We start from the raw sequence: 22,655 nt of genomic DNA on the forward strand, positions 1-22,655 counted from the left end.
GGACCTGCGTAAACATCTCGCTGCTTTCCTGCCGGATTACATGGTGCCTGCATTCTTCATCATCATGGACAGCTTCCCGCTTACCGGCAACGGCAAGATCGACAGGAAGCGCCTCCCGATCCCGCAGGAGACAAACCTCTCTACTGCGGCATACGAAGCACCGGTCACAGATGCCGAACAACAGCTGGCCGCCCTGTGGACGAATCTCCTGCATCTGCCCAAAGCAGGACGGAATGATCATTTCTTTGAAGTGGGTGGTCACTCCCTGAAAGCTGCGCAGCTGGTGGCTATCATCCACAAGCATTTCAATGTAGACATCACCATCCGGCAGATATTCACCACGCCGCGTCTGCGTGATCTTGCCACATTCATTGCAGAAAGCTCACATGCCGCACACCATGCTATCAGGAAAGCGGCAGCGTCTTCTGTATATCCTGCTTCATCCGCGGAAAAAAGGTTGTTCATCCTTAACCAGATCGACGGCGCCGGCATTTCCTACAACATACCCGCGATATATGCCATAGAAGGCGCGCCTGACCGTAAAAGGCTGACCAGGGCTATCCGTACACTGATAGACAGGCATGAGATATTGCGTTCTTCTTTTGCCATCAAAGATGGTGAAGTAATACAGATGGTAGAGGAAGATATTGATTTCGACATAGAGCAGCTGCATTGTGCAGATGATGAGCTCACAGATATGATCCGGGATTTCATACGCCCCTTCGATCTTTCTGCTGCTCCGCTGATCAGAGCTGCGCTGATCAGAACACACAGCGGACAGTACTATTTCGCGCTGGATCTGCATCATATCATTGCTGACGGCGTAGCGGTAGACAACCTCCTGCATGAACTCCGCGCCAGCTACAACCATACAGCGCTTCCGGCACTGGGCATACAAACCAAAGACTTTGCGGTATGGCAGCAACAATGGCTGCAATCACCCGAAGCACTGGCCCAGAAAGCATTCTGGAAGTCGCAGTTCAAAACCGACATCAGCCTGCTCAACATGCCGGTAGATTTTGTGCGTCCTCCGGTGAAATCTTACGAAGGAGATGTTTTCAGGTTCAACATTCCGCTGCACATCACAACAGCCATAAAAAACATCAACAGAACCAACGGCGCCACCACCTTTATGGTGATGCTGGCTGCGTATAATATTCTCTTGTCCAGGTACAGCGGGCAGGAAGACATTATTGTGGGTACACCGGTAGCAGGCCGCTCCAATGCAGACGTACAGCCACTGCTGGGTATGTTTGTAAATACGCTGCCATTGCGGAGCTTCCCGGCTGCGGATAAACCGTTCAGTGATTACCTGCTGGAAATAAAAGACCAGTCACTCCGGGCATTTGAAAACCAGGATTATCCTTTTGAAGAATTGGTAGATGACCTGGAGATCAGCAGGGATATGAGCCGTAACCCGCTCTTCGATTACATGTTCGCTTATCGCTCTGAGAACAGGGACGAACTGCAACTTGCTGACCTCCGTCTGAAAGCCATTACCATAGCGCATCATGTGTCTAAGATGGATCTCTCCCTCGAGATAAGCAATGCAGAAAACGACACATTGCTGGCTACGATGGAGTATTCGACAAAAATCTTCTCTATACAGACCATCAAACGCCTGTCTGGGCACTTCCTCCATATCCTGGAACAGGTGGCGCTCAATCCGCAGATTACACTGAAGGATATTGAGATCATTACAGCGAAAGAACAGGAACAGATCCTGCAATTCAGCCGTGCAGACGGTGATCCTGTAGCCACGGCAGAGAAAGACGTTTACGCGTTGTTTGAAAAGAATGCAACACGCTTCCCTGATCATATGGCAGTGGAAACAGAGACCGCTTCCATCACCTATGGTGAGCTGGCAGTAAGAGTAAGCAGACTGGCTGCTGTATTGAGCAATGCTGGCTGTGGAGAAGACAAAATCGTGGCCCTGTATACAGACCGCTCCATCGATATGATCGTGAGTATGTTGGCCATCCTGAAAGCAGGTGGCGCCTACCTGCCCGTTGACCCGGAATATCCGCAGGAACGCGTCAGGTACATGATAGAAGACAGCGGAGCCATATTGGTGCTGACGCAAAAGAAGTATGCCGGCAACCTCGCTTTTGCTGCCAATAAACTGCTGCTGGACGAACTGCCATTGCATACCGACATGCCGGTCATGGAAAACATCAACCGCCCGCCGCACAGCCTTGCATACGTAATCTATACTTCCGGCTCCACAGGCAAACCGAAAGGCGTGCAGATAGAACATCACTCCTTCCTCAATGCAGTGCGCTCAAATGCCACTTACAGCAGCGGCTTTAATACTACCGATGTATGCCTCAGCCTCAGCACGATTGCCTTCGACGTAAGCGTACTGGAAATATTCATCCCGCTGGTGAATGCCTCGAAACTCGTGATCGTGAACCGCGAACATATGTACGATGTGCAATCGCTCGCCAACGTAATTGTGCATAAAGGAATTACTTTCTGCTACGTACCGCCATCCCTGTTGCAACCACTTTACCGGGTGCTGAAAGAAAGCGCGCCGGTACAGCTGAATAAATTGTTTGTGGGCGTGGAACCGATAAAAGACACCACACTACAGCAATACATGTCACTGAATGAACACCTGGAAATCATTAACGGTTACGGACCTACGGAGGGCGCAGTGGCCTGCTCCTGGTACCGCTTCAAACCCGGTAACCCGAAAGGTGTCAACATCCCCATCGGCAGGCCTGTTCACCATGCCCGCATTTATATCGTAAACGAGCAGATGCAGCTACAGCCTGTCGGCGTGCCGGGAGAGCTCTGCATAGCAGGTGAAGGACTCGCCAGAGGGTATCTCAACAATCCTGAACTGACCCGCGAAAAGTTTGCTGACAATCCATTTGAGCCAGGCCAAAGGTTGTATAAAACCGGCGACCTCGCAAAGTGGCGCCCTGACGGAAACCTTGAATTCATCGGTAGAAAAGACTACCAGGTGAAGATCCGCGGATTCAGGATAGAGCTGGGCGAAATAGAAAGTAAACTCATGACCCATCCGGAAATCAGGCAGGCGTTGGTAATTGATAAAACAGACAGCAGTGGCAATAAGTTCCTCTGCGCTTACGTGGTAAGTCCCAGACAGCTGGAGCCTTCCGTGTTGCGTGCGCACCTGGCAACAGAGCTGCCCGCCTATATGATACCATCCTACTTCATCGTACTGGAAAAATTCCCGCTGACCAGCAACGAAAAGGTAGACCGCAAAGCATTGCCAGAGCCGGATACGGAACAAAAGAAATCATCATCGGAAAGAGTGCTGCCCGCGGATGCAACAGAATCACAGCTGCTGCACATCTGGGAAACAGTATTGGAAACAGGCAACATCAGCACCACCGATAACTTCTTTGAGCTGGGCGGCAACAGTCTGAAGATCATCAATATGCTCACCCTGATACAACAGTCGTTCGGTGATGCATTAAAGGTCAGCGATCTGTTCGACAAGCCCAGTATCCGCGAACAGGCAGCCGCTGTCTCAAACAATCTCAATAAAATTTCCAGGCAGCCTTCCAGGGCCAGAAGAGTGGAATTCTAAACAACAACAAAATCTGCACAAGCTATGACAATAAAAACAATCGCCGTAATCGGCGCAGGCGTTATGGGACAAGGCGTTGCCTACCAGTTTGCTAAGTATGATTACAACATCATCCTGGTAGACGTTTCCGATGAAACGCTCACCAATGCCAGAAAGGATATACGCAATATTGAACGCCTGGATAAAATGCTGCACAAATCTGCCAGCACAGTGAATGTGCTGGACAAGATCTCCTTCACCACTGATCTGAAACAAGTGGCTGCAGCAGATTTCATCATCGAGAATATTACAGAGAATATATCACTCAAGGAAAACTTGTACAAACAGCTGAAAGAAGTGGTAGCAGATCATGCACTGCTGGCCGTAAATACGTCTGCTGTTTCTGTCACCAGGCTGGCTTCCTTCCTGAAACATCCGCAACAGGTAATGGGTATTCACTTCATGAACCCCGTACACCTGAAGCCCACCGTGGAAGTAATCCGCGGCTATCATACCACTGCTGCCACCATCGATACCACACAGGCATTACTGGCATCTGTGAAGATGACCGGCGTAGTGGTGAATGACCTGCCCGGATTTGTATCCAACCGCGTATTGATGCTCACTATCAATGAAGCCGTGTTCACCTTACAGGACGGCGTTGCTACCGTACCCGATATTGACAAGATATTCAAGGAATGCTTCGGCCACAAAATGGGACCGCTGGAAACTGCCGACCTCATTGGCCTGGATACAATCCTGTATACCCTCGATGTGCTCTTTGCCAGCTATAACGATACCAAATTCAGACCAGCTCCCCTGCTGAAGAAAATGGTGGATGCAGGACTACACGGCAGAAAGACCCGCGAAGGCTTTTACAAATATGACCTGAATTAAGATCGTCATCAGAAAACTATTATCAGAAAATCTTTAAAGCAGAAATAAAATGGAAACAACAACTCAAACCAGCGCCAAAACAATCATCAGAGAATTCCTGCAAAAACGTATCGGATCAGAAATCCGTTTCGCTGACGAAGAAGATATTTTCAAACTGGGACTGGTAAATTCATTGTTTGCGCTGGAACTGGTGGTGTTCCTGGAGAATTCGTTCAGCATAGCTGTAGAGAATGAAGACCTCAATCTCCAGAACTTCAATACCGTTGATAACCTGGAAGCATTTATTCAAAAAAAGAAAGGCAACTGATACATGAACCTGGAACTAACAGCTGCCCAGCAGGTGTTGCAGAAGGAGTTCAGAACCTTTGTGCAGACTGAGTTGCAGCCATATGCCAACGACTACGACAGACAGGGAGCCATTCCGATGGAACTGATCAGGAAACTGGGCGCACAGGGTTACCTGGGCGCTACTATCCCTGTTGCCTACGGTGGCAGAGGAATCGACCAGGTGTCTTACGGGCTGCTGAATGAAGAAATAGGGAGAGCCTGTTCTTCCACACGCAGCCTCGTTACCGTTCATTCTTCGCTGACGGCAGAAACCATTCTCCGCTGGGGCGCCAAAGCGCAAAAAGACGAATGGCTGCCACTGCTGGCAACAGGCACGAAACTGGCTGCCTTCGGGCTTTCTGAACCGGATGCCGGCAGCGATACCGCCGGTATCAAAACCACCTACCGGGAAGTCAACGGCAGCTATCAGCTGAATGGCGCCAAGAAGTGGATCACGTTTGCACAGACGGCAGACCTGTATATGATCGCAGCACAGGGTGAACATGGTATTACTACCTTCCTCGTAGAGCGCAATACACCAGGTCTCACTGTAGTGCCAATGGACGGCATTCTTGGTACCAGGGCATCTATGCTGGCAGAATTACATCTGCAAAACTGCATCGTACCTGCTGAAAATATATTGGGCAGAAAAGGCTGGGGCCTGCAACAAATCGTGAACACCGCGCTCGACAATGGCCGCTATAGCGTGGCCTGCGGATCGCTGGGTATTGCCAGGGCATGCCTGGAAGACAGCATCCGGTATGCCAAAACACGCACGGCTTTCGGACAGCCTTTAAAAGATCATCAGCTGATCAAACAAAAGATCGCCAACATGGTCACAGAAGTAAAGGCCGCCACATTGCTTTGCAGGAATGCCGGTTATCTGCGCGATAAAAAAGATCCGGACAGCTTCATTCAAACGTCGCTGGCCAAATATCACGCGTCACGTATTGCCAATGTCATTGCCTCCGACGCTGTGCAACTGCACGGCGCTATGGGATGCCATGACAGCATCTCCATCCAGCGCTACTTCCGCGATGCCAAAGTAATGGAGATCATTGAAGGCTCTACAGAGATACAGCAGATATTGATTGCAGACCACAGCATTGCCAGTTTAAGTTCTATTCTATAACTCAGTATTATGATAGGGATTCAATCCATAAAAGTATATACACCCGGCACGCCGGTATCCGTGCATAACCTCCACGAGAAAACCTCGCTGGAAGAAAGTGAGCTGGCTTACTTCACCACCTGCGGCATCAATACCGTATATGATGCCGGCCCAGTGACAAGCTATGAACTGGCCAGGGGCGCCTGCGAAAAACTGTTGCAGGAAACCGGTACAGACCCCTCTTCCATCGATCTCATCATCTACCTGCAAAGCCGTACACCTGAGCAGTTCATCAGCTCCGAATCCACCAGGCTGCAATACGATATCAAAGCGAACAATGCACTCAGCTTTGCCATTGCCAACCTTGGCTGTGCAGACAGCTCCATGGCGCTGAAACTCGCGAAAGATTTCCTGGTGGCCAACCGCAGGGCCAACCAGGTACTGATCTGCTACGGCAACAAACTGCTGTCGAAATACCGCTTCCGCAACCCCGTTACCATCATGGGCGACGGCGGCGTGGCAGCGCTCATCACCCGCACCGCAGAACACAAGATCACCGATGTCTCCATCCAGACAAACGGCCGCTACTGGGATCTCTTCAAACTGGAATACCAGAACAAAAGCTTGGATCAATACAAAGAAGAATGCAGTGATGTGCGCAGATACGGCTTTGAACTCGCCATAGAAAGCAAGAACAGGTTCAGGGAGATCAACGACGCTTTATTAACCCGTAATTCCATCGCGAAAGAAAACATCGGTCACTTCCTGCTGCAGAATATTTCTGCACGTGCATACGAATATTATGAATCTGCCTTCGATATCCGCATCTCTCCTATCTGCTCGCTCAACCTTGGTCAGTACGGCCATCTTGGCGCAGGAGATATTTTTCTCAACTACCAGACAGGTGTGGAATCAGGCATTTTCCAGAAAGGCGAAAAAGTACTGATCATGAATAACAGCCCCGTGGCTGCATGGAGCTCCGTACTCATTGAAGTGTAAACAACAGTAATCTAAGTATTATGAGTAACACCGTTAACCAAACTGCTATAAGCCCCTCAAAGCCGAAACAAAAACCGGTAAAATGTGTGGTATGGGACCTCGATCATACCATCTGGCATGGCGTTCTCCTCGAGAACGATCAGCTGGTTTTAAGAGAAGGTATTATAGACATTATAAAAACATTGGACAGCTGGGGTATTATCAATTCCATCGCCAGCAAGAACAATCATGATGATGCGGTACAAATGCTGGAGAAGTTCGGCCTCCGGGAATACTTCCTCTATCCGCAGATCAACTGGGATCTGAAATCAAACTCCCTTAAAAAGATCAAAGAGAAACTGAACATCGGCATGGACGCCATCGTGTTTATCGACGATCAGCCTTTTGAACGCGATGAAGTGGCCTTTGTACATGAGCAGATCACCTGCCTGGATGTAGACGTCATCGAAGATATCCTCCGCCGCTTTAAACCACGGTTCATTACGGAAGAATCTTCATTAAGGAGAAAGATGTATCTCGATGATGATGTGCGCAACCAGGAAGAACAGGAGATCGGTAACAACAGACAATTCCTGGAATCACTGCAGTTATCGTTCTCCATACAGCCTGCCACTATCGACGATCTGCAACGGGTGGAAGAACTAACCCTGCGTACCAACCAGTTAAACGCCACCGGCTATTCCTACTCCTATGAAGAGCTGGAAATGCTGGTGAAGTCACCCAACCATTTACTGCTGGTAGCCGAGCTGACCGACAAATACGGTTCCTATGGCAAAATCGGCGTGGCGATGGTAGAATGCAACGAAGACACCTGGACGCTGAAACTGTTGCTGATGTCGTGCAGGGTGATGTCGCGCGGCGTAGGCGCCGTGTTGCTCAATTACATCATGAACCGCGCAAAGGCAAAAGGATGCAGCCTGCAGGCCGAATTCCTGCCTACAGACCGCAACCGCATGATGTACATCGCCTACAAATTTGCAGGCTTCACAGAAGCCGGAAAGCTGGACAACGGCGGACAACTGCTCACACATCCGCTTACGGAGTTCACCACCTATCCGGACTACATTAACATTTCAACTCAAGAATAATGAAAGACATTGCGATCATAGGAATGGCAGGCAGGTTCCCTGAAGCCGGTAACATCGCAGCACTGCGTCGAAACCTGGTAGCAGGAAGAGACAGTGTAAGAGAATTTTCGACGGAGAGAAGAGCAGCCACCACCCTCGCTCCCGGTACATCGCTGATGGAGATTGGCTATATGGAAGACGTGGATAAATTCGATTACCGTTTCTTCAATATCTCCAGGGCAGAAGCAGAGTACATGGATCCGCATCAGCGCCTGCTCATGGAAGTAGTGTATGAAGCCATCGATAGCGCCGGTTACCAGGCTGATTTCTTCAACGGCACTGATACAGCCGTTTTCATCGGCGATACAGAACAGGAATATGCAAAGCTGGCGGAACGTTTTGACCCTACCATCATTACCGGTAATACCAACGCCACTACGGCGGGCAGGATCTCCCGTTTCTTCAACTTCAGAGGTAACGCACTGATGCTGGATACCGCCTGTTCTTCATCCCTGCTTGCCGTGCATATGGCCTGCAATGAACTGCTCATCGGCGATGCTACGTATGCCCTCGCCTGTGGCGTGCGGTTGATATTGTTCCCCGGTGAGAAAAGTGATAGCCCTGATCTGGGCATTATGTCCAGGGATGGAAAAACGCGCAGCTTCGCTGCCAATTCAGACGGCACCGGCGCCGGCGAAGCAGTGGGCTGCGTGCTGCTCAAACCGTTGGATAAAGCGCTGGCAGATAATGACATTATCTACGCGGTGATCAAAGGCAGCGCCGCCAACCAGGATGCCCAGCTCTCAGGCAGCCTCACAGCCCCCAGCAGCCAGGCACAGTCTGAAGTGATCAGGAAGGTGTGGCAGAAAGCCGGCATAGACCCAACTACAGTAGGGTACATTGAAGCGCATGGCAGCGGCACTAAACTAGGCGATCCCATCGAAATTTCGGGAATCGATCTCGCCTTTAAAGGCTTCGCAGATAAAAAACATTTCTGCGCCGTTTCCTCCATCAAAAGCAACATCGGACACACAGGCGGCGCAGCCGGCATCTCCGGTCTGATCAAGGCCGTACTCTCCCTGCAACACCAGGAACTGTATCCGTCCGTACATTTTGATGCACCAAACCCATTCATCGATTTTAAGAACTCTGTGACATATGTAAATGCAGCGTACAAGCCCTGGGAAGCGCCTTTCCCGAGAAGAGCCGGTGTCAGCTCCTTTGGGCTCAGCGGTACCAACTGTCACGTGTTACTGGAAGAAGCGCCTGCGGCAGACAAGAGAGAAACTGCACCCGGTGCGTTCCTGTTTAACTTCTCCGCCAGATCGGAAAGCAGTCTGCACGAGTACCTCAATAGTTTCTCCGCTTACCTCACGGAAGAAAATAACGCAGCCCTGCAAGACATCAGCTTTACCTTAAACAGTGGCCGCAAGCACTATCAGCAACGTGTTTCCGTAATCGCTTCTTCAAAAGAAGCATTGATACAGCAGATAAAAAATACCACCGGCAACACCACCAAAGAGGCCGCGCAGAAAATCATCTTCCTCTTCTCCGGCGATGCTGTGGTAAGCGATCAGCTGTTAGCATCCATTATCACCGCCCAGCCGGAACTGAAAAAATACGTAGCCGACTGTACGAAATACTACACATCTTCCAGCAAAGCCATTAACCGCTTCGTCCTGCAATATGCCCTGTACCGGTTCGCCGAAGAAAAAGGACTTATCACAGAACACCTCCTGGGCGTTGGCTCCGGCGACCTCGTAGTAGCCGTGGCGCTCAATGAAATGACACTGGAAGAAGCCTTACAGCAATGCACCGGCAATGATGCCGCTATTCCAGGACTGAACGACAAACTGCTCAGTCTTGTAGACCGGGAAACTGCAGACAGCCGCGTGCTCTTCCTCGAGTTGGGCCCCGAAGGCTGTTTGTCAGCGGGCCTGCGGAATCTTCCTTACCCTGACAAGGAATTCCTGTACCAGGTATCATCCGTCAGCGCATCAGCACTTGAAATTACACAGGCTTTATATCTCCGGCAATATCCGATCGACTGGAAGAAATATTATGCGCTAGGTGATCACCGGAAAGTAAGCTTACCGGTTTATCATTTTGAGAGAACAAGATGCTGGCTGCGGGAACCGCTGTCACAAGACGTTACAGCGCCTGCAACTGTAAAAGAAGAAAAAACGGCCCAGTCTGTCGCACCGGGCAGGGAAACCGATCCCGCCAGGTTGAAAGCAATCATCCGCGATAACTGGACGGAAATGGAAAAGAAGATCGCCGCCATCTGGATAGCCGTACTGAAACTGGACGAACTTTCACTGGAAGATGATTTCTTCCGGCTGGGTGGCCACTCCCTAATGGCGACAAGAATGATCTCCGCCATTGAAAAAGAATTTGGGCTGAAACTGATATTCAAAGATCTCTTTGCAATGGCCACAGTGAAATCACTCGCAAAGAGCGTGGAAGAGCTGATCGCCAGCGGCGCACAGCAGGTAACTTATAAGGCCATACAACCCGCGCCGGTACAGGAATACTACCCGCTCTCCGAAGCGCAGCTGCGTTTGTGGCTCATAGACCAGGCTAATGAAAACCTGCTGGCATATAACCTCCCTGCGGTGTTCATGCTGGAAGGCGCCCCCGATACTGCCAGGCTGGAAGCCGCTTTCCAGGCACTCTGCAACAGGCATGAGAGTCTGCGTACCAGCTTCCATGAAAGGAATGCAAAGCCCGTGCAGGTCATACATCCAACAGTAACCTTCAAACTGCAACAGATCAGCGGGAACAATGATCCACAGGCAGTGCTGAAATCGTTCCTGCAATCTTTTGACCTCACACAAGCGCCCCTGCTACGGGCCTGCATAGCAGAAGTAGCGCCGGAAAAGCATATCCTGCTCTTCGACATGCATCATATCATTTCCGATGGCGTTTCCATCGGCGTATTTATGTCGGAACTGATACAGCTTTATCATGGCGCCGAACTCGAACCAATGAAACTCCAGTACAAGGATTTCGTGATGTGGCAGAAAGAACAGTTCGACAACGGCGCCCTCACGCAACCGGAAAATTTCTGGCTGCAACAATTGTCCGGCGGACTGCCCGTCCTGCAACTCCCCACAGACAAGCCACGCCAGGCAACACAATCTTTCACCGGTTCCAAATTACTCTTCAATATTCCGGCACAGCAGATACAGGAAATCCATTCGCTGGCAGCATCTACCGGCGCCACGCCTTTCATGGTACTACTAACGATTTACAATATCCTGCTGCATAAATATACCGGACAGGAAGATATCATCGTTGGCTCTCCTATCGCAGGCCGCTCGCACAGCGACATCGACAATATTGTAGGTATGTTCGTAAACACGCTGGTGTTACGGAACAAACCCGCTGCACACAAAACATTCACACAGCTGCTGGAAGAAGTAAAAGAAAATTCACTGAATGCCTACGAGCACCAGGATTATCCGTTTGCATTGCTGGTAGAAAAAATCAACCTGCATAAAGATCCTTCCCGCAACCCGTTGTTCGATGTAGTGTTTGTATTGCAGAATATTGAGATACCGGAGATCCGGCTGGATGATGTAGTGATCTCTCCTTTCCCCCTGGAAACCGCCACCGCACAGTTTGATCTCGTAATGGAAATCAACGAACGCCAGGGCGACTGGCCGGTGAAACTGGAGTACAACACGGCCTTGTTTGAAGAAGAAAGTATCCTCCTGCTGAAAGAAAGATTCCTGGTATTGCTGCAAGACATCCTCTCTGATCCGGCAAGAACCGTGGAAGCCTTTTCATACCGCCTTCCGGAAGAAGTGATGGATGAACCTACTGACCTGGACTTTGCTTTTAATTTTTAACCATATACTGAAAAGTGATTTCCTTAAAATACTATTGTTATGAATACCACAACCCTTCAATATAAAATCGCAACAGACTACTGGCTCGGGAAAACCGGGAGGCTGGAATTGCCGGAAATCAGCGCCATCAATATAGCGGCTGCCACGCCCGGCTACCGCACCAGCTCCCTCCTGCTGGAAGAAGCCACCGCTGCCACTTTAAAGAAAGTATGCAAAGACCAGGATGCAGGTATCTACGCATTCCTGGCTACTGCATTGTATATCCTCATTCATAAATACACCGGCGCAGAAGAATTACTGATTGCCAGCCCTGCCCCGGTGTTGTCCAATGGAAATGGCCATACTTCTCCTTTGTTCCTGACTGCGGACATCCGTAAAGGCGCCACCGTAAAACAATTGCTGCAATCCTTCCAGGAAGAACTGAAGGAAGCTTACAAACACAGGGATTATCCGTTTGAGAAATTTGCGGAGAAATACCAGGGACTGGTAGGCGCACCTGAATCGCTGTTCAGCTATGCGCTTTCTTATCTCCCCCTGACCGGTGAGAATAATTTCAATGACAGCCCCAGGCTGTCTTTCAACATCAGCAAAACAGCTGCTTCCTTCGAATTACAGCTGCAATACGCCGGTAGTTATACGGAGTGGTTTGCAACACAGGTGTGTGCACACTATGCGCGTATCCTGGATTTCATCGTTCATCATCCGGTGGCGGCAATAGCAGAGATACCCTTGTTATCTTCCGAAGAAAAACAATTGCTGCTGGAAACATTTAACGATTCCGATGTTGATTTTCCGGAGAAAGATCTTACCATCCTGACGCTTTTTGAAAAACAGGCGCAGCTGCATCCCAATCAACCTGCTGTGCAGTTTGCCGGAACAACGCTGAGCTATAAAGCACTGCAGCAGCATGCACTCCAACTCGCAGCACAGCTGAAAGCCAAAGGCATTGGTCCGAAAGATATAGTGGCATTGGTATGCGACCGCTCTGAACGTATGATCATTGGCATGCTGGGTATCCTCAAAACCGGCGCCGCGTATCTTCCCATAGATGCTGATTTCCCGGATGAACGCATTCAGTTCATCCTGAAAGACAGCGCGGCAAAACTGGTGCTCACCACCCAAAATATATTCAATGAAAAACAGCATTGCTTTACAACAGAAGCGATACTGCTGGATCGGATCAATGGTGAAGGGAAGCTGACTGACTTCAGCGTTAAGAACTCGCCGGAAGATCCTGTGTATGTCATTTATACTTCCGGTTCCACAGGTCAGCCCAAAGGTATTGTGGTGAAGCAAAGCGGCGTTACCAATTTCGTACTGGGCTATAAGACGGTGTTTGAAAAAGGCTTTGATACAACCGACCGCGTAATGGCCCTCGCCAATATATCATTCGATGCCAGCATTGCAGAGATCTTCATTGCGTTGACCAGCGGCTCCACCCTCGTAATCCTGGATAAAGAACGCCTGTTTGATGCCGCGAAACTGGCCGCTTTCCTCAGAGACGAAAAGATCACATACGCCTACGTGCCGCCGGTACTGCTGAAAGACTTGTACCATCAGTTACAGCAAGCCGGTAGTGATATTGCACTGCGTAAACTGTTTGTCGGCGTTGAGCCGATCAAAGACACGCTGTTATATGATTACTGTTCCCTGATCAAAGGACTGGACGTCATTAACGCCTACGGCCCTACGGAGACAACCGTAATTGCCAGCGTGCTGCGCTATAAACCGGTTACTCCCTCCGGGGAAAATGTCACCATCGGCAAACCCATTCCCAACTATAAAGTATATATACTCAATGATGCCCTGGAACCTGTTCCGGTAGGGATTCCCGGCGAGATCTGCATTGCAGGCCCAGGCATCACACAGGGTTATCTTAACAATAAAGAACTCACAGCCTCCAAATTCATCAATCATCCTTTCCACAAAGGACAACGCATGTATCTCTCCGGAGACCTCGCCAGATGGACACCAGACGGAAACATCGTATTCATTGGCAGGAAAGACAACCAGGTAAAGATCAGGGGATACAGGATTGAACCGGGAGAAATAGCTGCCGTACTGCTGGATCACCCCGCAGTAAAGGAAGCAGTAGTATGCCCCTTCAACGACGATATGGGCAGCAAATATCTCTGCGCCTACTATGTGCCGTCAGCAACGGCGAGCGTAGCCGACCTGCGCGCATGGCTGGCAGCACGGCTCCCCGAATACATGATCCCCGCGCGGTTCATGATGCTGGACAAAATTCCGGTTACCAGCAACGGTAAAACCGATCGCAGGAAACTGCCCCTTCCTGAAAATGAACAACGCACCCTCACCGCTGACGACATGCCTGCCAATCCACTGGAAGAAAAACTGCTGGGTATCTGGAAAGAACTGTTAGGCATACAGCTGATAGGCGTGAATGATAATTTCTTTGAACTGGGCGGTCATTCCCTGAAGGCAGCGAAACTGCTTACCATCATTTTACAAGACCTGCACGTAGAAGTACCGCTGCGGCAAGTATTCAGCAGCGGCAATATCAGGCGCCTCGCAGCGTACATACAGCAGGCAGAAAAGACCGTACAGTTTGAAATACCGGTGGCCACCCCTGCAGCACATTACCCCGCAGCCTTTGCGCAAAGAGGCATCTACCTCAGCTACCTGCTCAACAAAGACAGTATCAATTACAATATGCCGTCCATGTTTGCAGTGGAAGGCAAAACAGATATTAAAAAACTGGAACAGGCACTTGCCACTATCATAGACAGGCATGCCATATTGAGAACAGGTTTCAACGTAGTGGATGAAGTGATTGTACAGCATGTGGCGGAAAAAGTTTCGTTTGAACTTCCTGTTAAAGAAGACAGCGCCCCGGATATCAACCGCTACTTCACAGACTTCCTGCGTCCCTTTGACCTGAATCATCCTCCCCTGCTGCGGGCGATGTTTGTAAAGAAAAACGATACCTCCGGCGTACTGCTGCTGGACATACATCATATCGTGTCTGATGGCATCTCCCTGGAGATCTTTATCAGGGAACTGATTGCTGCATACAGTGATGAGACATTACCCGCATTGAAAATCCAGTTTAAGGACTACACCACCTGGCTGGAGCAATACCGCCATAGCACCGGATTTGAAGCCCACCGTCAATACTGGCTGCGTACCTTTGCCGACAAACAGACTGCCCTGAACATCCCCGTAGACTATCCCCGTTCTAACGATCAGCGGCACGAAAGCGGACTGCTGATTACGCCTATCGACAAATCGGTGGCTACACGCCTGAGGAAAATCATCAACAAGGAAGGCAGCACCCTGTTCCTGCTTTCACTGGCAGCCTATAATGTATTGCTGTCCAAATACACCGGCAAAGATAACATCGTGGTAGGTACGCCGGTGGCTGGTCGTGTGCATCCCGATCTGGATCAGCTCATCGGGATGTTTGTAAATACGATACCCATCAGATGCGGCGTCGATATGCAGCAACCCTTCACGGAACTGATGGAACAACTCAGCAACGTTTTCTTCACCGCGCTGGATCATCAGCTGTATCCGATGGAAGAACTGGCGGAACACCTCGAACTGGTACGAGATATGAACCGGAACCCGCTCTTCGAAACGATGTTCAGCTATCATAATCTCAACATAGCACCGTTATCAAGTGCTGGTATCAATTTTAAAGCATTGGAACTGGAGATGTATGACGTGAGTGTGAAGTTTGATCTGTCAGCTTCTATCACAGAATCCGGTGACGACCTGCTGTTCCTCGTCAGCTACTCCAAAAGCCTCTTCAAGGAATCCACCATTGCACAGATGGCGCAGCATTACCTGACCATCCTCGATGCGGTGAGCCAGTCGCCCACCGTGATCCCTGATACCATCAGCATCAGCAGACCGGATGCTATCCGCCACAGAAATCAGGAGGAGTTGTTCCGTTACCTGGGTATCAGCGATACCGCATACTCCGCTGCATACCCGCTGAACACCACACAGCGCGATATTTATTTCACCTGCATCATCGATCCGAAAGGCCGCAGCCTCCGCCCGTTGGGGTACCACGAGATCAATGAGCAACTTGATCCGGCATTATGGGAAGAAGCGGTACGGCAGCTAACTGCGCAGGAAGATGTGATGCATTCCGTTATCATCGCGAAAGACGCAGAAGTGTTCCAGGCAGTAACGAAAGAAGTGAAAGTGAATTTCTCATTTATTGATATCAGCCAGGAAATGAAAGACGCAACAGACATTCCTGCTATTGTCAAAAAATACTGTGAGGAAGATCAGGATATCACCAGGGATTTCTACAAACACTACCTCTTCAGAATAAACGATCACCATTATGTTACAGCCGTAAGCGTACACCACGTCTTTACGGATGGCACTTCCTTCCGGCTGATGATAGAGAAAACAGACAAGATCTATCATGCGCTGAAAACAGGAAAGGTCAGTGAAGAGAAACATGCGCCTTACCGCGAAGATGTCTTTGATCATCTGGAAAAATTCGATACGCCTGCCGTGGAGAATTTCTGGAGAAAACATTTGGCAGAGGTACAACCGCTGACCTACTCCGGCGCCATTGCAACGCACGACAGGATGGTAGCGGATGCGCTTACCATATACGGCGATGATGCCTTGCTGGTACAGCGCTACTGTGAAACGCATGGCGTGAAACCGCATATCTTCTTCAAAGCTGTTTTCACACTGCTGACAAGATATTACTGCGCTGCCAACCACGACTTCTGTATCCGTGAGAACATCGCGGGCCGTGACCGTCAACAGTTGGATACAATAGGTACTTACTCCTACGTATACCCCTTACTGGTAGAAGACCGTTTCTTTGAAGGCACGAAATCCTTTGCGGAACTGTGCACCTACCTCCAGCAACAGAAAAGGGTCACTAATCCGTTCCGTCATATCTCTCTCGCCTTACAGAATCATATCATCGGCGATGAACCTTTATCTTTCTTCTACAACTATCAGCATTTCCTGATCCCGGCCACACAATCCAACATTGGTACATTCAAGCGCGTATACAGCGGACTGAATAACCACATGGAGCTAAGGGTAACAGAGCAGAACGAGGGATTTAAACTGCTGCTTGACTACAATGAACAGGTGTTTAACGGCGAGAACTTCCTCGCACGCATACGGCTGCTCACTACACAAATACTGGAAGAACAACTGTCGCTCAATGAGCTGCAATACCTTACCAGCAACGAATTACAACAGCTGCGTATTTTCGGTACCAATGCCGGGGAACAGGCTACTGAAAATGTCCTCGCTTTATTTGCAGAGCAGGTAGCGAAGAAACCAGATAGCATTGCACTGGTGTTCAAAGATAAAAAGCTCACCTACGCAGAACTGGACCGCTCATCAGGCGCTATCGCAGCACATCTGCTGGAACTGGGCGCTGGCGCCGAAGATATTGTCGGCATCATGGTAGAACGTTCTGAGTGGATGATCATCGCCATGCTGGGTGTGTTAAAGGCCGGTGCGGCCTATCTGCCGGTAGATCCGGATTACCCGCAGGAAAGGATCAACTACCTGCTGCAGGACAGTAACGCAAAGATGCTGCTCACCAATGCAGCAGGCAAACTCGCACACCCTGAGGCCATCGTACTGGAAAACATTCCATTGAACAGGGTCGCCCCTGCAAAGGTGGAGATACATCCGCAGCAGCTGGCTTATGTGATCTATACATCCGGCACTACCGGTAATCCCAAAGGCGTACTGGTAGAACATCAGGCGCTGAGCAACGTCAACCTCGCCTGGCGCGTTGCATACGAGTTTGAGACTTTCGTACCCTGCTCACTGCTGATGGCCAGCTTCTCCTTTGATGTATTCACCGGTGATGTGATACGCATGCTCACCAACGGTGGACAAATCGTATTATGTCCGTCTGAAGCACGCCTGGACCCCAAATCACTATATGACCTCCTCGTACAGCATGATATAAACGTGTTCGAATCCACGCCTGCCCTCGTAGTGCCGCTGATGGACTATATAGAAGCCCATAACATCGACATCAGTTTCCTCAAACTGCTCATTCTTGGCTCAGATAGTTGTCCGTTGAGCTTCTTCCGTAAGATGCTGGAAAAATATGCTCCGGGCATCAGGGTACTCAACAGCTATGGCGTTACGGAAACCTGTGTGGACTCCAGCTTCTATGAAACCTTACCAGGCGCATTGCCAACAACAGGTAATACGCCCGTGGGCAAGCCGCTGCTGAACTATACCTACTACGTGCGCAATGCTGCGCAGCAGGCAGTTCCTGTAGGATTGCCCGGAGAACTGTGGATTGGCGGAGCCGGCGTTGCCAGGGGTTACCTTAACAAGCCTGATACCACCGCAGAGAAATTCATCATGGATCCATACACCCAGGAGCGTGTATATAAAACCGGCGACGTTGTACGCTGGCTCCCCGACGGTAACATCGAGTTCCTGGGTCGTAAAGACGACCAGGTAAAAGTACGCGGCTTCAGGATCGAATTGCAGGAGATCGAAAACGTAATCTTGCAGGAACCCACAGTAAAAGAAGTGGCCGTTACGGTATTCGGACAGGGTAATGAAAAAGAACTGGTATGCTGGTACGTAAGCGAATCCGGCGCCGTGATAGAAGACCTGAAATCCAGTCTGAAACAGCATTTACCAGATTATATGGTACCTATGTATTTCATCCGCCTGGAACAGTTGCCATTAACGCCTAATGGTAAAATTGATAAAAAAGCCATGCAGGACCCGCTGCATTACATAGACCAGCAGAGCGAAATTATCGACACACCAACCACCGCAACCGAAAGCTCGTTGCTGGCTATCTGGCAGGATATTCTGAAGCGGAACCGCATCGGCGTACTGCAAAACTTCTTCGAGCTGGGTGGTCAGTCACTGAGAGCAATGGTGCTGGTTTCCCGCATCCAGAAAGCGTTTGCTGTGGAAATTTCATTGAAGGATATCTTCACCTATCCAACCATCCGCACACTCGCCGGGCATATCAGCAATGCCACAGGCAGCAACTTCGCGCCGATCATGAAGATAGCGCCACAGTCACATTACCCGCTCTCCTCTGCGCAGAAACGTGTGTTTGTGGTGAGCCATTTCAAAGGCGCTGAGATCAGTCATAATATCTGCGATGTGTGCTGGATAAATGGCCCGCTGGATGTATCCAGGCTGAGCGCTGCTTTCCAGGCATTAACCGACAGGCATGAGAGCCTCCGCACTTCCTTCAACATTGTAGACGGTGAACCTGCACAGGTAATACAGGACAAACTGGTTTTCCACCTGGAGCATACAAAAGGTAAAGAGGAAGATGCGCCCAACCTGGTGAAACAGTTTATCCGGAAGTTTGAACTGTCTGAAGCGCCGCTGCTGCGCGCCGCGGTGCTGGAAGTATCGCCTGACAAGCACCTCCTGATGTTCGACATACATCACATCATCAGTGATGAAGTATCTGTAGGCATCATGCTCCGTGAACTGTGGACGCTCTATTATGGCGAACAATTACCGGAGCCAGGTATCCAGTACAAGGATTACGTGGCCTGGCAGCAGTCGCTGGCTGATACCGGAGCCATTGCACGTCAGCAACAGTTCTGGTTAAAACAGTTCGAAGGCGAATTGCCCGTAATGGAATTCCCGTTTGACTTTCCACGGCCGCTGACACAGACCTTTGAAGGAGGCGATTATAGTTTTCCGCTGGATGCAGCCATTACTTCACGCGCGTTCAATTACATCAGTGAGAAAGGCATCACGATGAATATGCTGATGCTGGCCGTATACAATATCCTGCTGTCGAAATACACTTCGCTGGAAGATATTATCGTAGGCTCTCCGGTAGCTGGCCGCACACATGCAGACCTGGAGCCGGTGATCGGTATGTTCGTGAACACACTGGCACTGCGTAGTTATCCAACAGCTGGCAAAACATTTGAACAGTTCCTGGAAGAGACAAAAGCCAACGCATTGGCCGCATTGGAAAACCAGGACTATCCGTTTGAAGAACTGGTGGAAACGCTCAGCATCAAGAGAGACCCCAGCCGCAATCCTTTGTTCGACACCATCTTCCAGTTCATCAGTGTGCCGCCCGCAGCAGAAAGCAGGGAGCTGCAGTTCACACGCTTCCCGCTCAACATCAGCGTAGCCAAGCTGGATCTTACCTTCCTCGCCGTACAGACTGGCGAACAGGTACAGTTGCTCCTCAACTACAACAATGCACTCTTCGCTGAAGCTTCGGTACAAAGACTCGCCAGACATTTCTACAATATACTGGTGCAGGTACTCGATACGCCCGCCATTACCCTGCAGGAAATCAATCTGCTGGATGAAGCTGAAATACAACAGCTCAGGGCATTTGGCGGCAGCCCGGAAAAAGATGCGCCACGTGTAACCATACCAGCACTGTGGAAAGAGAGCGTATCAAAGTACAGCGAACAGATGGCGGTAGAGACCACAAACGGCAGCATCACCTTCGGAGAACTCGACAGGCAATCTACCGAACTGGCCATCTGCCTGCAACAGACATACCAGGTGAAGCCCGGCCACAAAGTAGCCCTGATGCTGCAACGCACCCTGGATATACCGGTAGCTATACTGGCTATCCTAAAAACCGGCGCAGCGTACGTTCCGGTAGATCCGCAGTTCCCGGCACAACGTATTGAATACATTTTAAACAACAGCGAATGCACAATGATAGTGGCCGACAAGGACTATCATTATACATTACCGCTGCTCAACATCCATGCAGAACGCAAGGATACAGGCGTGCACGAACTGGCGCCGGTAAATATCACACCGGACGATCTCGCCTATATCATCTACACTTCCGGCTCCACCGGCGTGCCTAAAGGCGCAATGCTGGAACACATCAACGTAACCGGCTTCACACGCAACTACGTGCCGGTATATGGCATCAATCCCGGCGACAAGATCCTGGCGGTCAGCAATATTACCTTCGACCTCTCAGTACTGGAAATATTATGCAGCCTGCTATCCGGCGTATGCGTACTGCTGGCTGGCGATGATGAGATCAACGACTTCCCGAAGATCGCACAGATGCTCAAACAGCATGCTGTGAACGTATTGCAGATGACGCCTTCAAGGTTGTCGCTGTTCCTGAACACCGTAGGCCTTAGTGCACTGTCCGGCATCAAAACCGTGATCACCGGCGGCGAACCCGTACCAAAAGAATTGTTCAGGGGCGTGAAGAGATGTAAACACGTGCGGTTCTTTACCAGCTGCGGCCCTACAGAAACCTGCATCTACAGCACTACGGATGAAGCGAAAGAAGGCGACGAACGCATTACGATCGGTAAGCCGCTGCTGAACGAACAGATCTTTATAGTAGGCAACCACGGGCAATTACAGCCGGTCAACGTAGTAGGGGAAATTTACGTGGCCGGATCAGGTGTAGGCAGAGGCTATTGCAACCAGGAAACGCTGACCAACGAAAAATATTTCCGTGATGAAAGCCTTTCCACAGAAAGGATATACAAGTCAGGAGATATAGGCAGGTGGCTGGCCGACGGCCGCATCGAATGCCTCGGCCGCAAGGATACACAGATCAAACTGAAAGGCTATCGTATTGAACTTGGCGAAATCGAAAACGCGCTGGGCAAAATGGAAGGTATCGGCATGACCGCCGTCATCGTTACAGACATCAAAGGCGAAAAGCAGATCGCAGCCTTCTACGAATCAGAGAAAGAGTACGGCTATTCTACCGTACGCGCCTTCCTCGCAGACCGTCTGCCTAGTTATATGTTACCGCTGTTCTGCATCCGCGTAGAAAAGATGCCGCTCACCAGCAACGGTAAAACAGACCGCAAAGCGCTGGATCTGCTGGCGCAGAAGCAACAGGCCGCAGAACGTCCTTTCGAAGAACCACTGGGCGCCTTGCAGAAAACACTGGCCACCATCTGGCAGGAAGTGTTGCAGGTAGAACGTATAGGCGCCACCGATAACTTCTTTGAGCTGGGCGGTAACTCCATCAAGCTGATACAGGTGATGAACAGGATCAAGAAAGAACTGGAAGTGAACGTTCCGCTCACCACCGCCTTCACTTATCCGACCATCAAAGCATTGTCTGAAAAAATAAAGATGATCAATGAGTTCGGTAGCGTATCAGCAGAAGAATTCTACTCCGTAGTAAATGCAGGAAAAGAACCAACTATCTTCTGCTTCCCTCCTGCCATCGGGTATTCCTTCATATACACGGCACTGGCAGAATATTTCCCCGATCACCGCATTTGTTGTTTCCACTTCAATGAAAACGACAACAGAATGGATGAATACATCCAGGTGATGGACGAAATGCAACCCGGCCAGCCGCTGGTATTGATGGGCTATTCTGCCGGTGGTAACTTCGCCTTCGAAATAGCCAGAGAGCTGGAATCAAGAGGCCGCGAGGTATCCGACATCATTCTCCTCGACAGCTACAAACGCTGGGAATCGAAAGTGAAAACACCGGAAGAAATAGAAGCCACCATTCAGGCATACTACGCTATCGTAGACTGGTCTATCTTCTCCGTAACACCGGATTACCTGGAAACGCTGAAGAAAAATACCATGAGCAAGATCGGCGGTTATTGCAGGTATATGAACGGCAAAACAGATACCGGCGCCACCAGCGCCCGTATACATATTGTGAAGTCGAAAGAGGAATGGCATTCCGCAGAAGCCAACCGCAACTGGGAAGACAGCAGTACCAACGGCTTTTACATCTATGAGGGCCTGGGCCTGCATCCGGAAATGTTTAACCCGGAGTATCTCTCTCATAACGCCGGACTTATTTCCACTATCATACAGCAGGTGAAACGAAAACCAGCTGTACACGAATATTCGCTGAGTTAAATAGTGTTGGTTTAAAAAGTAGGAGAGGCTGTATCATA

8 protein-coding genes are annotated in these 22,655 nt (G+C 50.0%); all 8 read left to right on the top strand.

All coding sequences use genetic code 11. The features are described from left to right. Positions 1 to 3,562: non-ribosomal peptide synthetase (locus VM802_RS12225; RefSeq protein WP_325530785.1), on the top strand; the 3,562-nt coding region annotated here is incomplete at its 5' end. Between the two features lie 24 nt (positions 3,563 to 3,586). Next, a complete protein-coding gene (locus VM802_RS12230) occupies positions 3,587 to 4,438 on the top strand; it encodes a 3-hydroxyacyl-CoA dehydrogenase family protein (protein WP_325530787.1) in 852 nt (283 codons plus the stop codon). Between the two features lie 49 nt (positions 4,439 to 4,487). Further along, positions 4,488 to 4,745 carry an acyl carrier protein gene (locus VM802_RS12235; protein WP_325530789.1) on the top strand — a complete coding sequence of 86 codons (258 nt, stop codon included), beginning with the start codon at positions 4,488 to 4,490 and terminating at the stop codon, positions 4,743 to 4,745. Positions 4,746 to 4,748: 3 nt separating this feature from the next. Next, positions 4,749 to 5,897: an acyl-CoA dehydrogenase family protein gene (locus VM802_RS12240; protein WP_325530791.1), complete on the top strand. Its 1,149-nt coding sequence runs from the start codon at positions 4,749 to 4,751 to the stop codon at positions 5,895 to 5,897. Positions 5,898 to 5,906: 9 nt separating this feature from the next. Beyond that, positions 5,907 to 6,875, top strand: a complete 969-nt coding sequence (locus VM802_RS12245) for a hypothetical protein (RefSeq protein ID WP_325530793.1) — start codon at positions 5,907 to 5,909, stop codon at positions 6,873 to 6,875. 20 nt (positions 6,876 to 6,895) lie between these two features. Then, positions 6,896 to 7,963 carry an HAD-IIIC family phosphatase gene (locus VM802_RS12250; protein WP_325530795.1) on the top strand — a complete coding sequence of 356 codons (1,068 nt, stop codon included), beginning with the start codon at positions 6,896 to 6,898 and terminating at the stop codon, positions 7,961 to 7,963. After that, positions 7,963 to 11,796, top strand: a complete 3,834-nt coding sequence (locus tag VM802_RS12255; RefSeq protein ID WP_325530797.1) for a condensation domain-containing protein — start codon at positions 7,963 to 7,965, stop codon at positions 11,794 to 11,796. The genes VM802_RS12250 and VM802_RS12255 overlap by 1 nt, the downstream gene beginning before the upstream one ends. 39 nt (positions 11,797 to 11,835) lie before the next feature. Continuing rightward, a complete protein-coding gene (locus VM802_RS12260) occupies positions 11,836 to 22,617 on the top strand; it encodes a non-ribosomal peptide synthetase (protein WP_325530799.1) in 10,782 nt (3,593 codons plus the stop codon). Positions 22,618 to 22,655 lie beyond the last annotated feature (38 nt).

The organism is Chitinophaga sp. (genome assembly GCF_035538455.1).
Taxonomy (GTDB): Bacteria; Bacteroidota; Bacteroidia; order Chitinophagales; family Chitinophagaceae; genus Chitinophaga.

Excerpts from the sequence above, each read along its gene's own strand:
- VM802_RS12230 (WP_325530787.1), top strand. The coding sequence starts at position 3,587 with ATGACAATAAAAACAATCGCCGTAATCGGCGCAGGCGTTATGGGACAA.
- VM802_RS12235 (WP_325530789.1), top strand. The coding sequence starts at position 4,488 with ATGGAAACAACAACTCAAACCAGCGCCAAAACAATCATCAGAGAATTC.
- VM802_RS12240 (WP_325530791.1), top strand. The coding sequence starts at position 4,749 with ATGAACCTGGAACTAACAGCTGCCCAGCAGGTGTTGCAGAAGGAGTTC.
- VM802_RS12245 (WP_325530793.1), top strand. The coding sequence starts at position 5,907 with ATGATAGGGATTCAATCCATAAAAGTATATACACCCGGCACGCCGGTA.
- VM802_RS12250 (WP_325530795.1), top strand. The coding sequence starts at position 6,896 with ATGAGTAACACCGTTAACCAAACTGCTATAAGCCCCTCAAAGCCGAAA.
- VM802_RS12255 (WP_325530797.1), top strand. The coding sequence starts at position 7,963 with ATGAAAGACATTGCGATCATAGGAATGGCAGGCAGGTTCCCTGAAGCC.
- VM802_RS12260 (WP_325530799.1), top strand. The coding sequence starts at position 11,836 with ATGAATACCACAACCCTTCAATATAAAATCGCAACAGACTACTGGCTC.